Genomic DNA, 16,216 nt, shown 5'->3' with positions numbered 1-16,216 from the left:
TTTTATCATTTAACAATTGAGATAGGTGGACGAAGAAAAAGAAGTAATACAGTTTAATATTAGTTTCTGTGAACCGTATCAAAAGTAGGTGCGGTTTTTCTGAATTAGGAATATAAAGTTTTCATACAATGCACATTTTAATGAGTTGTCGTGAATTATCTTATAGTTATATAATTAATAAACTGATTATATAGAGGAGTTGAAAAAGAATATGGTTGAGCGATATAAAGTATTTTCTTTTGTCTTTAGCCTGATGGCGGTAGCTTTTATTTTGACGGGATGTGGAACATCAACAGAAAGTGGACAATCAGAGGAGAAGACGGTAAAGGAATCGGACGAAAAAACGGATTATTCATCAGCTGTGAAAGAAAATCCAATTGTGACGATTACTATGAACAATAATGAAAAAATCGTTATTGAACTAGAGCCTTCTACAGCTCCAAATACGGTAGCTAATTTTATTTCCTTAGTTGAAGAAGGTTATTATGATGGTCTTATTTTTCATCGGGTTATCCCTGATTTTATGATCCAAGGAGGAGATTCCTCAGGAAATGGATCAGGTGGACCAGGATATTCTATTGAAGGTGAATTTTCTAAAAATGGTTTTGAAAATAATCTGAAACATGAACGAGGTGTCATTTCAATGGCACGAACGAATGATCCAAACTCTGCGGGATCGCAATTTTTTATTATGGTAGAAGAAGCTCTACATCTTGACGGAGAATATGCTGCTTTTGGGAAAGTAATAGAGGGCATGGAAACAGTAGGTGCTATCGTTGCCGCTGAACGAGATCGTGCAGATAAACCGTTAGAAAATCAGCAAATGAAAAAGGTCGAAGTGGATACGAAAGGCTTTGACTACCCTGCACCAGAAGTACGAAAATAGAGGATGTGACAGTCCAAAATTGGGCGTATTTATCTTATATTGGGAGAGTCAATCCAACAACTTGTTATAAGGGATATGCAAGGAATACAATTTGATTGTATTGTAAGTATTAATGAAGAATAAAAAAACTCATTTAGATCAGTCACGGAGAACCGTATCATAAGTAAGTGAGAAAAAGGAAAATCAGTACTTCTATTAGAATAGAAGCTACTGATTTTTTTGACTAAAAATAAAATTTTAAATATGGAGTAAAGTTTGCAAGAAATTTACGCATTCTATTATAAATTTCTGTATTTGTTTCAATATGAATTCCTAAAGCATCGGAAAAAGAATGTAGTTCCATTTCAATCCAATCATAACTACCTACATCGGGGAGATATTCGATTAGTTTGTCTAATATTTTAATGGCATTTAATAAGTCCTTTGGTGATGTTAAATATTGATTCATTAAGCCAAGTACAATATGTATAGATAAATCTTTATCAACATCTCCTTCAATCTCCATTAACTTTAGATTTACTTCAGCAGGTGTCTCTTTAGACGACATAGCTAATTCAATAAATTCATAAGGTGGAACATTAAGTTTATCGATTACTTTATCTGCCCATTTTACAATGTCTGAAATGCTGAAAAGTCCTATATTAAGCCCAATTCTATATACTTCAGCGTTCAATTTTAAATCCACTTACCATTCCCCCTAGAATTAACGTTAATTTATTATAAATAAAAACTGGTAATATCTTTTAAATTTAGAGGAATATGTTCGACTATAAGAAATAAAAAAACGTATATAGCAAAGTTACGGTGAATCGTATCACGAGATAAATATAGTACTCAAATTGGAGTGTTTTTGTTTGTTATCAAATATTGATTCGTTACGTTTTATAATTAAACTTTATTACAAAGCTACAAAGTCATCGAAGCTGCTCAGCATCCATCCGTATTTGTTTTTTCATCTGAATAAAAAACTGCCCCAAAATTAACGATTATCATGACTAAATCAAGAAACTAGTAAAAAGAAAAGTCCAGAAACCTTGATATATCAAGGTTTCTGGACTTTTTGATAGAACTCTGATCTGCGTTAAAATTAACGTGAATAATAACGCTGTTAATCCAGTAGATAGGAAGCGTAAATTCCCTAACCTAGTCATTTCACCAGACTTAAAGCGTGGCGATACAATCAGTCGTAGCGCTCGCTTTGATGTGCTGGCAGAGGAGCTAACCACCATTTCACAACTAAGTGGTTTAGGTTGGAATATCATTATAGATATCAAGAATAAGCAGTTTGTATTTGATGTACAAGTCGGTGTTAACAGGGTAGCAACACAGCGAGTTAATCCACCAGTTATTTTCAGTCCTGAATATAACTCATTAAAAAGTATGGGTTATACAGAATCTTATTTAGATTTTAAAAACATGGCATATGTTGCAGGTCAGGGTGAAGGAATAGAATGTAGAGTAATCACGCTTAATGAAGATACAACAGAAGGATATAATCGTTATGAGCTCTTTGTTGATGCTAGGGACGTAGAAGAAATGATGCAACAAGAAGGCGTTGACGAAGAAGGCAACGAAACAACTGAAGATGTATCACTTCCGATTGAGGATATTGAAAAAGATCTCACTAATCGCGGTGAAGAAAAATTGGATGAACATAAACAGGAATTTTTTATACACTATTGTCGATTATCACAACGGCAAAAAACGTGAATTAGATGTAAGTGTCCATTTAAATGCCAGTAAAAAGACAGATAAGCCAGTCGGCGTAGAATGCCTGTACTACGATGCAAAAGCATTATCTGTAAAAGTGAGTGCAGCTATTAGTGAAGCCCCTGGATTAAAAGACCGAGGAGCGAAGGAAAGAAAAGATTTATACTTCCTTAACGCCACTAGCGAACCAGCAATCTTAATTGAAGTTTGTTTCGTAGATTCTAAAGCTGATGCAAAAATTTATAATGATAAGTTTGAAGAGATTTGCCAAGCAATTGCTTCAGTTATAGCTAATGAGTTAGGATACAAAAAGAAAGAAATAACAACCGTGTCAAAACCGTCTAAGCCAGTTAGCAAGCCGAGCAACACCGAGGAATACTACAAAAATGGCACCGGCTTATATCGAATCAAAAAAGGAATTCGTTGAAAAAGTATAGTCTCTCAAACGTTTTGGGATGGATAACTATACGTAAACTCATTCTCGAATGCTCTCATGCAATGTTTCTTCTATTGTCTAAAATCAAATAAGTATTAACTTACTTCGCCCTGTCTTCCTCATGGGGGATTAGACTAGATGTAAATCTAATTAAAAGCATGGTAATTTTTAAGAAAATTAATATTTCATTTGAAATGGGAATACTATTATGGATAAAGAAAAAATTTATCATTTTATCACGAATCAAGGGAGAAATAATTTATGAAAAGATTTATAAAACCATTAGGTATACTTCTTTGTTTATTATTTGGCGGTGTATGGTTTATTCAGCAGTTTCAAAATCAAGTAGAGGCTACGACAAACGAATCTTGGACTCCGAAAGGGCTCGGAGATAAGCTTGAAAAAACGGGTTCTGACAGGACTCCTGGGGACATATGGGCTAAACTTGCAGAAAAAAACATTTCATTTGTAAACGGAGTCCTTATAAATTACCCAAAGAAGAGAATTAATGTAATGATTGAGGGGAGACAACAGTATATAGATGAAAATGAAAAGGATATCAAAAAAATTGCTAGAGGGGTGATACGAAAAACAAAATATAAAGATTATTCAATCCATGTCAACAAGTCGTTTACTACCACTCTTGAAACAACTGAGCAATATAATGAATTAAATATTGAAGAAATTAAGAGAAGTCTTAAAGCTAAAGGGTATGACGAAGTTCAAAGAGTATTAAAAGAGACAGAGGTCGATTTCGTAAACATAAATATCCTTACAAGTTTAAGTAATAATGACTTAACTAGCATTAATCGAGGAAAAGAAATTGAAAAAGAAATACGAAAGGGATTAGCAAAAGAAATTGAAACACTTAAAACAAATAACGTATTAATTGAAATTCATGTTTACAACATAAAAAACGAAAAAGTAATTTAAATTTCATATACTAAATAGTAACTCCATATACAGAAAATTATGTAGTATTGGAGTTACTATTTAATTTTTAATGTTCTTTAGTCGTAAAAATCTAAGGTGAAACCACCTGTGACGGTTGAATAAACTTCGAAGTATATCCAGGCTCCTTTGGGAATTCCAAGCCCATTAAATTCTAGCTTGAGTTTATTTCCAGAAAATGAGGTGCCTTGCTGATCCGCCCATGCACCATTTACATACATTGTTGCACTAAAGAAATCTGATTTGTTGAGAGCAGTAACTTCAAGTTTGAAATTTCCCCCATCTACAGAAGTAATCGCGCCTGTACTACTATTTTTATTTGCTGTCAAATATATAGGTTGTGTATCAACTTTTTGCCATCCTGGTGCATAAGACGGGATTTCTTTATCATCGTTATTATCGCTAGCAAAGACGTTCGTAGTAGGAATCAAAAATACTAGTGAAATTACCATTGTCATAATTATTTTACTCAGCTTCAATCATTACAATCCCCCAAATGATTGGGGGATTTCGAGTAACTTTGGATAGTTAAAGCAAATAAAAAAACCTTGAGACCGTTGATATAACGGTAACAAGGCTTTGAGATAATCCGCTTTTGAAAAGAACGAATATTAACGAGAGTAGTACTCTACGATATAAGCTTCGTTAATTTCAGCTGATAATTCGCTGCGTTCTGGAAGACGTACAAAAGTACCTTCTTTTTTGTCTGCATCGAATGTTACGTATTCTGGTACGAAGTTGTTTACTTCGATTGCTTCATTTACAACATCAAGGTTTTGAGATTTTTCACGAAGAGAAATCACTTGACCTGGTTTTACGCGGAATGAAGGGATGTCAACGCGTTTGCCATCAACCATAATATGGCCGTGGTTTACTAATTGACGTGATCCACGACGAGTGCGTGAAAGACCAAGACGGTAAACTAAGTTATCAAGGCGAGTTTCAAGAAGGATCATGAAGTTTTCACCGTGGATACCTTGCATTTTACCAGCTTTATCAAATAGAGTACGGAATTGACGTTCGTTCATACCATACATATGACGAAGCTTTTGTTTTTCTTGTAATTGTAAACCGTATTCTGATAATTTCTTACGTTGGTTAGGACCGTGTTGGCCTGGAGCGTAAGGACGTTTTTCGATTTCTTTACCTGTGCCGCTTAGAGAGATTCCAAGACGACGAGACAGTTTCCATGATGGACCTGTATAACGAGACATTGAGGGTCTCCTCCTTCAATTGGTTTTATTTTGTTGTAAAATAAAAACCAGATGTATCCAGAATTATTGACATTTTATTTTCATGTAACTTCGCCCATGCAGCCAAAGGGTTACGTGTTACACCATCCATTAATGGAGGAATAAAATGAAAGCAATAAAACCATACAACTGCTGCGTTTATTTTACACAAAGCCAATTGTAACTTTTTCATATAAATGTGTCAAGGGAAATGATAGATTGAAAAAGTGAAACAAGGAGATAAAGGATAATTTCAGGGAGTATTGGAATGGTTATTTTAATTCAAGAAAATTTTTCCATAAGAACTATAGTTGAAAAGACTTATTTTATGTATAATGGAAATAGTCAATATCGTATACATCATGTTTCGAAGGAAAAGGTGATTGCATGACACAAGATCAGCAAACAATGCAGAATATAAAATGTCAGATCCTAGACTTGTGGACCGATTTAATTGGTGAAAATCTCAATAACGATGAATACCTTACACTATTAAAAGAGATATTCTTTCAATACTTTGATATTACGAATAGTGAATATTTATATCTAGGGAAAGGAATGTATTTTCCTGTTTCTGTCGATGCAGAAAATGGCAATATAACGAATGGCATTCCGTTTGCAGTATTAGAGCCATATTTCCATCAACAATATCAATTCCCTAACGCATTTATTAGCATTTTGAAAGAGAAATATGACTTTGCAGATGATGCAATCTTGTTACGAGATGCAAACCAAAAGCCGTTTGGCATAATCATTTTGCAAAAGACAGAACGTTGGAGAGACTTCGCTACTACAAAGCATATTCACGATTTTGTAGTGTTAATTTCGAGTGTTATTCAGTTAATACAAAAAAACTATAAAGCTAATTACGAAAAAAAGTTGAATAAGGAACTAGTTAGAATGACTGGGATTTTCCATTCATCAATGGATATTGATCGTATATTAAAAGCGGTTCTTCAAGGTGTCAGTAGTGCTTTTCCGACGTTTAAGTCAAAACTTATTTTATCAAATGACCAAGATCGTCATTTAACCGTCGATACGCATATGTTTGATTATATGTCTGAGCGAACTTCTACTATAGAAGCATTTGTTTCTGGCGATATGACGATTGAGCAGGCGACAGATTTAAAATGTCGTCTATTGAACGCACCTATTAAAGGGCGCCAAGGGATTTACGCTGTACTGCAAATCTTCGCACCATATGATTATGTCTTTGTAAAACGTGAAAAGGATTTTATTAAGCATATAGCACAAACATCGGGCAATGCATTAGAAAATGCAAAACTCTATCATCAATCACATCGTTTAGTATCGGATCTACAACTTATTAATGAAACATCACATCGTCTAAATATGAAATTAAACCAAGAAGAAATGCTAGTGTTTCTAGCAAAGCAGTTAACAAAGTCATTTAGTCCTAATGAAACCTGCTTTGTATTAAAGGGACACGATGAGTATCAAGTAACGACCGGTAGCACAGCATTTTTCTTTGGAAATTCCTGCGAACCGTATTTGAAGCATGTTACTGATCATTTTGAACGCTCTACAGATCCGCTATTTGTAGCTGATTTCAGCAATTTAGTAGATGACAAAGTAGCGTTTATGTCCATGATGGCAATCCCAATTATTATTCGAGAAAAAGTACATGGCTTTAGCATTGTATTGCATAATAAACCTTATTTTTTCTCATTTGATAGTTTTAAATTAATGCAATCTTTAATTCGTCACTCATCTTTGGCGATTTCGAATACAATTTTACGTGAGCAGTTACAAGAGATGGTCGATCGAGATCATTTAACAAAATTATTTGCCAGAAAATATTTGGATCGCTACGTTGAAATGTCAATGGACAAGGATGAAAGTGGTGTCTTTGTTTTAATGGATATCGATAATTTTAAAATGGTAAACGATACTTATGGGCACCAAACTGGCGATGCTATTTTAGTAACAATAGCCCGTCATCTAACGGAAATGGTACAAGGAAAAGGGATTTGCGCTAGATGGGGCGGAGAAGAAATTGCCGTATACTTGCCAAATCAAACATTTGTGGAGTCGATTGATCTAGTTGGGAAAATCATTGCATCTATTCCAAAAGTAACGGTACCATCTGTTACCGTATCTTCAGGTGTTGCTGTTTGGCATAAAGAACTTCAAGCTAACTTTCAAAGTGTGTTTCAAAATGCAGATATTGCATTATATGAAGCGAAAAATAACGGTAAAAATCAATTTCGTTTGTTCCAAACAGATGATGTAACAAGTTAAATTTCAAAAAAGAGTTATGTCCGAGTTTGCGGGCGTAACTCTTTTAATATTTTATAAAGAAAGATGTTTAGTTAATACATGAACGAATTGTTCAATACCTTCACGGTCATCGGTAGAAAAGCGGTTATTGATGGGACTATCAATATCAAGAACACCAAACAGATTACCTTCAATAATTATTGGAACGACAATTTCAGATTGAGAAGCCGCATCGCAGGCAATGTGACCGGGAAATTGATGGACATTTGCTACAACGAGAGTTTCCTGATTAGCTGCAGCGGTGCCACAAACACCACGTCCCATTGCGATATGAACACAAGCAGGTAAACCTTGGAAGGGACCTAACAATAATTCTTCGTTTTTATACAAGTAAAAACCACACCAGTTAATCGTATGTAAAAATTGATTTAATAATGCTGAGGCATTACTCAAATTAGCGATATTATCCGTTTCATCTTCTAATAATGCATCTAGCTGTTTCGCTAAAAGTGCGTATTGGTCTATTGTATTACCATTATAAGTGGGCTGTGTGAACATTATATCGCTCCATTCCAATTTATTTTAAGGGAAATATTTTATTATAATGCCGGTGTAAATCCGCAACTTGATGGGCGTCAGAGCCGAAGACAAGAGGGATTTTCAAATCGTTAGCAAGTTTAACATATTGTAGAGGAGGATAAGGTTCTTTACAATCTTTTTTAGACAAACCAGCGCTATTTAAATCGAGCTCATAGCCTTCATTTGCAATATGGTGTAAAACTTCTTCGATTTGCATGTTGTCTTCGATTTTTTGCGGATGAGCTAATTGAAATTTATGAATAAGCGTAGGATGACCAATTCGCTTTGGTTTATAAGGACCTAAATCTGCAGAAATAGATTCTTTCACCGTGTCATAATATAAATTATAGACTTTTTTTACTGAGCCAACTAATTCGGCAAACTCAAGGAATGTCTCACTGGAATAATCAATACAAGTATAGGTATTGTCATATTTTAAAAAGTGAACGGATAAAATAGCATCATCTAGTTGTGGACCAATGTCGTTTAAAAAGTCTCTTGTTTGTCGTTCGTACCCTATAATGTAATCGACTTCTAAGCCGATACGAATACGAATTTCAGGGGCGTATTGTATTTTTAGTGCGGTTAATTGTTGTATGTAAGGTGTCAAATATTCCGTTTTCATGCCACTATCTTGCAAAGGTGTAGGGTCCGTAAAATCGATAGGGAGAGGAGCGTGTTCAGTAAATGTAATGTCAGTAAAGCCACAAGCGATTGCCTTTTTGATATAATCTTCAAAAGCATCAGTTGTTCCATGTGGACAAAAAGGTGAGTGAATGTGAGCATCTCGTTTCATAAATATTCCTCCAACTTGTACAATATAGAATAAAGGTAGATATTTTTTGAAAATACATGTAAACGGTAAACAAATTCACCGAAAACATGGTAATATTAAGAATAATTAATTGGCTGAAATAGTGATTTAGGAACAGGGGGTCTTACGATGCTTCAGTATATCATTCCCGTCATCATCGTACTATGTATTATAGTAACATTCATTTTCATTTTGCGTCGAAAACATAATAAGGAAATTCAGAGGTTGGATCAGAAAAAACTTCAAATCCAAAACAAACCAGTTTTAGAAGAGTTAACAAAAGTGAAAGCTCTGAACATGAATGGTCAAACAGAAGAGATGTTTGAGCGCTGGCGCAATAAATGGACGGAGTTAATGGATGTCGAAATGCCGAAAATTGATGTGCTATTATTTGATGCTGAAGATCAAGTGGATAAATTCCACTTCAGCAAAGCGACTGAAATTGAAAAAGAAATTGAATCGCGCATTACTGAATATGATCAAGAGATGAATCAAATTTTAAAAGAGCTAGATGAATTAATCGGCAGTGAAGAGAAAAACAGAATCGAGATCGAACAATTGAAAGACCAGTACCGTTCTGCTAGAAAAACGTTGTTAGCACATCAATATTCTTATGGTCCTGCAGCAGGTCCTCTAGAAAAACGGTTAGAGACATTCAATCCGAAATTTGAAGAGTATGACACATTAACGGAGTCTGGAAACTACTTACAAGCTAGGGAAATTGTCATCACATTAAATGAAGAAGGTCAACAAATTTTCAAATTGATTAATGAAATTCCGACGTTATTAACGGATATTCAACACAAAATCCCATCTAACATTCATGAACTTCGCAATGGGCAACGTGAAATGGAAGAGCAGTCTTTCTTCTTAAAACATTTAGAAATTAATGAGAAGCTAGACCTAATGGAAGTAAGTATCGATGAATTTAAACAGCAAATTGCAGATTTAAATATTACATCTGTACAGCATCGTGTAAATGAAATCAAAGATGAAATCGAATCATTTTATGATGCGTTAGAAAAAGAAGTATTGGCTAAAAAGTATGTCGATGAAAACTTTGAACAAATCGGCACGCGTTTAGAAAAAGTTATTTTATCGACTATTGATACAGCGAAAGAAGCGGAAGAAGTTCAAAAAGGATATCATCTTTCAGAAAAAGACGCTGCACTTCCTGCTAATTGTAAGCAACAACTTATGTCACTCCGTCAGCGTTATGAATTGTTAACGAGACAAGTGAAGGAAGAACAATCAGCTTATTCCAGCTTGCAAGAGGAGTTAAAGGAAGTTAAGGAAGAAACGGAACGCCTATTTGAGGAGCAAGACCGTTTTGCAGACCGCTTGAAAAACTTACGAATCGATGAAAATAAAGCAAGAGCAACACTTGATAAACTAAAGCAGCTATTACATGAAACAGATCGTATGCTAAATAAGGCGAATATTCCAGGGATACCAGAAGAAATGGACGTCCGCTTAGAAGAAGCTGAGGAACAATTATTTATTGTTGTTCAAGGCTTAAAAGAAGTGCCACTGAATATGGTAATGGTACATAAGAATTTGGATACTGCTGAAAAGTGTATTCAGGATGTACATAATACAGCAACAGAAATGCTAGAAAACGTCTTATTAATTGAAAGAATTATTCAATATGGTAACCGCTACCGTGCATCCAATCCAACAATGCATCAACGTTTACTAGAAGCGGAGCAGGCATTCCGTGAATTCCGCTATGCTAAAGCATTAGAAAACGCGGCAACAGCTGTAGAATCGGCGGAACCAGGTGCTATGAAAAAAATTCAAGTACTTGCCAAAGACGACAATTGACGTTCATAATAAGAGAAGCATAAAGCCACCGCACGGTAGAGTGCAGGTGGCTTTCTTTTGGAAGGAAGGTTACACAATTGATTTATCTAGATCATAGCGCGACGACAAAACCAGATTCAGCTGTTTTACAAACATTTATACAAGCGAATGAACGATATTACGCAAATCCGGCTTCACTCCATCAATTGGGAACGGAAGCCAATACATTATTGATGAAAGCAAGAGAGCAAATCGCACAAATTCTGAACACAGAATCTGAGCATATTATTTTCACTTCAGGTGGGACAGAATCTAACAATTTTGCGGTTAAAGGTCTTGCCAGAGCAAACCAACATCGTGGCAAACATATTCTAATCTCCGCAATCGAGCATCCATCTGTCATCGAAAGTGCCCACCATTTAACAAATGAAGGCTTTGAATTAGAATTCATCGATGTAGATGATCATGGGCGTATTAAACTTGCTGATCTACAACGTAAAATTCGCAAAGATACAGTGCTTGTGAGTATTATGCATGTTAATAACGAAATGGGTGCGATTCAGCCAATTACAGACATCACTCAAATAGTACGCGCGAATAGCCGTGCATTTTTCCATGTAGATGCGGTACAAAGCTTCGGTAAAATACCAGTGCAATTTCAAGGCGACGTAGGTCCAGATGCAATGACTATTTCTGGCCATAAAATTAATGGCTTAAAAGGAACAGGATTACTCGCATTTTCTAAGCGCATTAAAATTCAACCAATTATGCATGGTGGTGGTCAAGAATTAGGCTATCGTAGCGGTACTGTAGCGGTGCCGCAAAATGTCTCATTAGCAAAAGCGATGCGATTAGCTGCAGAACATATGTCGGAAAATACAGATAAATTCGTACAATGGCGCAATGATTTACATGCGTTTTTTAATAAATTTTATCATGTTCACGTTATTTCCAATAATGATGGTGCACCACATATTGTGAGTTGTAGTGTAAGAGGCTTAAAAGGTGAAGTAATTGTCAATGCATTGCAAAGCGAAGGTTTTATCGTTTCAACATCGAGTGCTTGTTCTTCGAAAAATTCAGACATAAGTCATGTTGTAGAAGCACTTTATATAGAAGAAAGTTTTCAAAAAGGTGTTATTCGCATTAGTCTTGGTAATGGATTAACGAATTCAAATATTGATCAATTTAAAATAGTATTTGCGAAAATGATGAAACAATTAAAAGGAGAGACAATTCAATTATGAAATGGCATGAAATATTAATACGTTACGGTGAGTTAACGACAAAAGGACGCAATCGTAAACAATTTATAACGCGTTTAAGAGAAAATTTGCGTTTTTCATTTGCGGATATTCCAAATATGAAAATTCGAGCAGAGCGAGATCGTATGTATATTAGCAGCGATAACGACGATGATATGAATGAACTGATTAAACGTTTGCCAACTGTTTTTGGCATTCATTCATTTAGTCCAGTTGCAAAGTGTGAACCAACAATAGATGCAATGAAAGAACTTGCAGTAGATATTATGAAATCAATCGATACAGATGGCAAAACGTTTAAAGTAAATGCAAAACGTTCATTTAAAAAATTTCCGTTAGACACATACGAATTACAGCTTGAAATGGGAGGACATGTTTTAAGAAATATTCCGAATTTACAAGTTCAAATGAAAGAACCTGAAATTGAACTTCGTATTGAAGTGCGTGAACACGCAGTATATATGATGGTTGAAGTAATTCCTGGTGTTGGCGGTTTACCAGTCGGTGCTAACGGAAAAGCATTGTTATTATTATCTGGAGGTATCGACAGTCCAGTTGCAGGCTATTATATGATGAAACGCGGAGTGCGAATTGAAGCGATTCATTTCTTTAGTCCGCCGTTCACAAGTGATCGTTCACTTGAAAAAGTAAAAGACTTAGCTGAAAGAATGAGTCGTTTTGGTGCGAATGTGCGTCTGCATATCATACCATTCACTGAAATTCAGCAAATGATTCAACAACAAGTGCCAGAAAACGTAACAATGACTTCAACACGTCGTATGATGATGAAAATTTCAGATGCCGTGCGACAAGAAATTGGTGCAACTGCAATTGTAACTGGTGAAAACTTAGGACAAGTAGCAAGCCAAACATTAGAAAGTTTAGCTGCTATTAATGATGTTACATCAACGCCAATTTTACGACCGTTAATTACTTACGATAAATTAGAAATTATCGATGTAGCAAGAAAAATTGACACATATGATATCTCAATTCGACCGTATGAAGACTGCTGTACCGTATTTACGCCAGCAAGTCCGAAAACAAAACCGAAATTAGAGAAAGTTATGTACTATGAAAGCTTCACTGATTTTGATGAAATGATCAAAAAAGCAGTGGAAAACCGCGAAATTCATACGTTTCCTAAGAAGAAGCAAGATGAATTTGCAGATTTACTCTAAAAGATGCACAAATTTCCTGTAATTTGCCCGTATGAAATTCCTCCTTCAGCGCATTCTATATTCACAAGGAGGTGATACACATGGCAAATCAAAATTCAAACCAGCTTGAAGTAGCAGGAGCTAAACAAGCAATCGACCAAATGAAATACGAAATCGCACAAGAATTCGGCGTGCAACTTGGTCCAGATGCATCATCGCGTGCTAACGGTTCCGTTGGCGGAGAAATTACTAAGCGATTAGTGCAAATGGCTGAGCAACAATTAAAAGGTTACAACAAGTAATGAAGTAACTAAATAACAAAGGAAGAAACCGGTGGCAAATTTGTCATCGGTTTCTTTTTCTATAACTTTTAACACCTAGTGCTAAGACTAGGTGTTGTCTATTGGTTGTTAGAAGTTTGAATTTTCTGTATAATATAAAATGTTATCAATATAACCATTCTGAGGGGGAGTTTTTCATGAAACGTGAAGATTTACTTGCACCAGAAGATTACAATTTGGTTGAAGAATTTGAGAAGTATATACATGATGAGGCTAGAAAAGCCATTGTTTATGAAAACGAAAGTGGTAATACTGATGAAATCACATATGCAGGTTTGATCAAAAAAGCGAATAAAGTGGCAAACGTATTTACAAATAATGGTTTGAAAAAAGGTGATGTCGTCCTAATAATGGTGCCACGCTTAATCGATGCGTATATTACTTATATTGCTGCACTAAAAGCGGGTTTAGTTGTTATACCAAGTTCAGAAATGCTACGTGCAAAAGATATCGATTATCGTCTTGTACATAGTGAAGCAAAAGCCATCGTGTCTTATGAGCCATATATTGAACAATTTGATGAAGTGAAAAATTTAGACGGCTTAAAACTTTTTGTTATTGGTCAAGCACACAAACCTTGGATTGAAATTATTCAAGAAGCAGAAACGACTTCTGAGAAATTTGATATGGTTCAGACAAAAAATTCAGATATGGCTTTTTTATCATATACAAGTGGAACAACAGGAAATCCTAAAGGAGTCGTTCATACGCACGGATGGGCTTATGCGCATTTAAAAACAGCAGCAACTCACTGGCTTGGTATTGAAGATGGAGATCTTGTTTGGGCAACTGCAAGTCCAGGCTGGCAAAAATGGATTTGGAGTCCGTTCTTATCTGTTTTAGGGAGCGGAGCAACTGGCTTTGTTTATAATGGTAAATTTGATGCAATAAAATACCTTGAATTAATGGAACGTTATAAAGTAAATGCATTATGCTGTACGCCAACAGAATATCGTATAATGGCAAAAGTTGATTCTTTAGGAGAATATAATCTTTCTGCATTACATAGTGCAGTTTCGGCTGGCGAGCCATTAAATCGTGAAGTCATTGATGTTTTTGCAAGACATTTTGATTTAGAAGTGCGTGATGGCTATGGACAAACTGAAAATACGTTATTGGTTGGTACGATGAAAGGAATGGAGGCGCGCCCGGGTTCTATGGGTAAACCAACACCTGGTAATATTGTTGACATTGTAGATGAATTTGGCAAGCCATGTCGAGCTGGTGAAGTTGGAGATATTGCAGTTCATGTTACAACACCGGCACTTTTTAAAGAATATTTAAAAGACCCAGAAAGAACGACTATGCAATTCCGTGGTGATTATTATATTACGGGTGACCAAGCGAAAAAAGATGAGGACGGTTACTTCTGGTTTGAGGGTCGTTCAGATGACATTATTATTAGCTCTGGTTATACGATTGGACCATTCGAAGTAGAGGACGCTTTAGTAAAACATCCAGCTGTTCAGGAATGTGCCGTCATCGCAAGTCCTGATGATATTCGAGGGAATATCGTAAAAGCCTTCGTTATATTGAAAAATAGCGAAGATAGAAATTCAACTACTCTAGTACAAGAGTTGCAAGATCATGTCAAAGCGTTAACAGCACCATACAAATTTCCGAGAGCAATAGAATTTTTAGATGAATTACCGAAAACAACTTCTGGTAAAATTCGTCGTGTAGAGTTAAGAAATTTAGAATTAAATAAGGCATAGTCATAGAGAAAGAAGGTCTATTCATCAAGGTGAAATAGACCTTCTATTTGTGTTACATTTACTTTCACATACTAAAGCCATATAATTATAGCAGTCTACATATAACTGAATATAAAATGAGGTGTTGTTATGCAGGAAGAAAAGAAGGGTATACTTTCTGCTTTAGGAGCTTATATAATATGGGGTGTCTTTCCTCTTTATTGGAAGGAATTGAAGCATGTTTCAAGCGAAGAGATTTTAGCTGGGCGTGTAGTATGGTCTTTCGTTTTGACAATTTTATTTGTATTTATCGTGAAGCAAGGAAAGGTATTAACAAGTGACTTTAAAGCGCTTTGGCAACGTCCAAAATCATTTTGGTTACTCGTTTGTGCAGCGTATTTAATTTCTCTAAACTGGTTTTTATACATATGGGCCGTTAACAATAATCATATTGTCGAGTCGAGTTTAGGCTATTATATGAATCCATTAGTGTCGGTGCTGTTAGGAATTTTCTTTTTAAAAGAAACACTGACAAAAGCACAAGTGCTCTCTTTTATTATTGCGGCAATTGGTGTATTAATTTTAGTTGTTTCTTACGGCCAAATTCCATGGGTTTCAATAGGTTTGGCATTAACATTTGGTGTTTATGGGCTATTGAAAAAGAAAGTATTGGTGGATGCTACGAGAGGATTAGTAATGGAAACGTTCTTTATTTTACCAGTGGCGATAGCTTATTATGTCTACATTTATTTCCAAGGAAATATTTCATTTTTAAATATTGATATGAAAACAGATTTATTTATCATTGGAACAGGGATCGTAACTGCGGTACCACTAATATTGTTTGCGACAGGTGCACAGAAGATACCGCTCTATTTAATTGGATTTATTCAATATATATCGCCGACAATTATGCTTTTTTTAGGTGTAATTGTATACGGCGAAACGTTTAATGGCATTGATTTACTATCGTTTTCTTTCATTTGGGCGGCATTAATATTATTCTCTATTTCCAAAATTGTTGAAATGAGAAAAGCGAGATATTAGCTTTTTTAGAAAAAAATGAAACATTTAGCAATGTAAATCGTATGCAAATAGAAGGTA

Annotated in this window: 16 protein-coding genes; 11 read left to right on the top strand and 5 right to left on the bottom strand. The window is 35.3% G+C overall.

Going from position 1 to position 16,216, the window contains the following annotated elements; all coding sequences use genetic code 11:
- The first annotated feature begins 211 nt into the window (after positions 1-211).
- A complete protein-coding gene (locus JFL43_RS01725) occupies positions 212-886 on the top strand; it encodes a peptidylprolyl isomerase (protein WP_100794535.1) in 675 nt (224 codons plus the stop codon).
- A gap of 223 nt (positions 887-1,109) precedes the next feature.
- Here the strand turns inward: JFL43_RS01725 and JFL43_RS01720 are convergent, their stop codons facing one another.
- Positions 1,110-1,571, bottom strand: a complete 462-nt coding sequence (locus JFL43_RS01720) for a hypothetical protein (RefSeq protein ID WP_200747645.1) — start codon at positions 1,569-1,571, stop codon at positions 1,110-1,112.
- A gap of 407 nt (positions 1,572-1,978) precedes the next feature.
- Between JFL43_RS01720 and JFL43_RS22255 the strand changes: the two genes are divergently transcribed.
- The 3 genes from JFL43_RS22255 (at position 1,979) to JFL43_RS01710 (ending at position 3,965) form a co-directional block, all read left to right on the top strand.
- Complete coding sequence (locus JFL43_RS22255; RefSeq protein ID WP_325166615.1) at positions 1,979-2,596, top strand: siphovirus ReqiPepy6 Gp37-like family protein; 618 nt, start codon at positions 1,979-1,981, stop codon at positions 2,594-2,596.
- Positions 2,535-3,023: an N-acetylmuramoyl-L-alanine amidase gene (locus JFL43_RS01715; RefSeq protein WP_234447534.1), complete on the top strand. Its 489-nt coding sequence runs from the start codon at positions 2,535-2,537 to the stop codon at positions 3,021-3,023. Before JFL43_RS22255 ends, JFL43_RS01715 begins: the two co-directional genes overlap by 62 nt.
- A gap of 270 nt (positions 3,024-3,293) precedes the next feature.
- Positions 3,294-3,965 (top strand): hypothetical protein, encoded by a 672-nt coding sequence (locus tag JFL43_RS01710; RefSeq protein ID WP_200747643.1) that lies wholly within the window; start codon positions 3,294-3,296, stop codon positions 3,963-3,965.
- Positions 3,966-4,042: 77 nt separating this feature from the next.
- On the opposite strand, the gene JFL43_RS01705 is transcribed toward JFL43_RS01710, so the two are convergent.
- On the bottom strand, positions 4,043-4,462 hold the full coding sequence (locus JFL43_RS01705) for a hypothetical protein (RefSeq protein ID WP_200747642.1): 420 nt from the start codon (positions 4,460-4,462) through the stop codon (positions 4,043-4,045).
- Between the two features lie 132 nt (positions 4,463-4,594).
- Positions 4,595-5,197 carry a 30S ribosomal protein S4 gene (rpsD, locus tag JFL43_RS01700; RefSeq protein WP_100794533.1) on the bottom strand — a complete coding sequence of 201 codons (603 nt, stop codon included), beginning with the start codon at positions 5,195-5,197 and terminating at the stop codon, positions 4,595-4,597.
- Between the two features lie 405 nt (positions 5,198-5,602).
- On the opposite strand from rpsD, the gene JFL43_RS01695 reads away from it, so the two are divergent.
- Positions 5,603-7,477, top strand: a complete 1,875-nt coding sequence (locus JFL43_RS01695) for a sensor domain-containing diguanylate cyclase (protein ID WP_100794532.1) — start codon at positions 5,603-5,605, stop codon at positions 7,475-7,477.
- Between the two features lie 51 nt (positions 7,478-7,528).
- Here JFL43_RS01695 and JFL43_RS01690 read toward each other — a convergent pair whose 3' ends face one another.
- Positions 7,529-8,014 (bottom strand): GAF domain-containing protein, encoded by a 486-nt coding sequence (locus tag JFL43_RS01690; RefSeq protein WP_200747641.1) that lies wholly within the window; start codon positions 8,012-8,014, stop codon positions 7,529-7,531.
- 19 nt (positions 8,015-8,033) lie between these two features.
- Positions 8,034-8,831: a histidinol-phosphatase HisJ gene (gene hisJ / locus JFL43_RS01685; protein ID WP_200747640.1), complete on the bottom strand. Its 798-nt coding sequence runs from the start codon at positions 8,829-8,831 to the stop codon at positions 8,034-8,036.
- Positions 8,832-8,978: 147 nt separating this feature from the next.
- Here hisJ and ezrA point away from each other — a divergent pair, with 147 nt between their 5' ends.
- The 6 genes from ezrA to rarD all read left to right on the top strand — a co-directional run bounded on the left by ezrA (position 8,979) and on the right by rarD (position 16,159).
- Entirely contained in the window at positions 8,979-10,673 is a 1,695-nt protein-coding gene (gene ezrA / locus JFL43_RS01680) for a septation ring formation regulator EzrA (protein WP_100794529.1), read from the top strand.
- 77 nt (positions 10,674-10,750) lie between these two features.
- On the top strand, positions 10,751-11,899 hold the full coding sequence (locus JFL43_RS01675; RefSeq protein ID WP_200747639.1) for a cysteine desulfurase family protein: 1,149 nt from the start codon (positions 10,751-10,753) through the stop codon (positions 11,897-11,899).
- Positions 11,896-13,098, top strand: a complete 1,203-nt coding sequence (thiI, locus tag JFL43_RS01670) for a tRNA uracil 4-sulfurtransferase ThiI (RefSeq protein ID WP_100794527.1) — start codon at positions 11,896-11,898, stop codon at positions 13,096-13,098. Before JFL43_RS01675 ends, thiI begins: the two co-directional genes overlap by 4 nt.
- Before the next feature lie 80 nt (positions 13,099-13,178).
- Positions 13,179-13,379, top strand: coding sequence for an alpha/beta-type small acid-soluble spore protein (locus JFL43_RS01665; RefSeq protein WP_200747638.1), 201 nt, complete (start codon positions 13,179-13,181; stop codon positions 13,377-13,379).
- 176 nt (positions 13,380-13,555) lie between these two features.
- Positions 13,556-15,133 (top strand): acyl-CoA synthetase MbcS, encoded by a 1,578-nt coding sequence (mbcS, locus tag JFL43_RS01660; protein WP_200747637.1) that lies wholly within the window; start codon positions 13,556-13,558, stop codon positions 15,131-15,133.
- A gap of 129 nt (positions 15,134-15,262) precedes the next feature.
- Entirely contained in the window at positions 15,263-16,159 is an 897-nt protein-coding gene (rarD, locus tag JFL43_RS01655) for an EamA family transporter RarD (protein ID WP_200747636.1), read from the top strand.
- Positions 16,160-16,216: the final 57 nt, after the last annotated feature.

The organism is Viridibacillus soli (assembly GCF_016612995.1).
In the GTDB taxonomy this organism is placed as follows: Bacteria; Bacillota; Bacilli; order Bacillales_A; family Planococcaceae; genus Viridibacillus; species Viridibacillus soli.
This window is presented reverse-complemented; position numbering and strand designations above follow the sequence as displayed.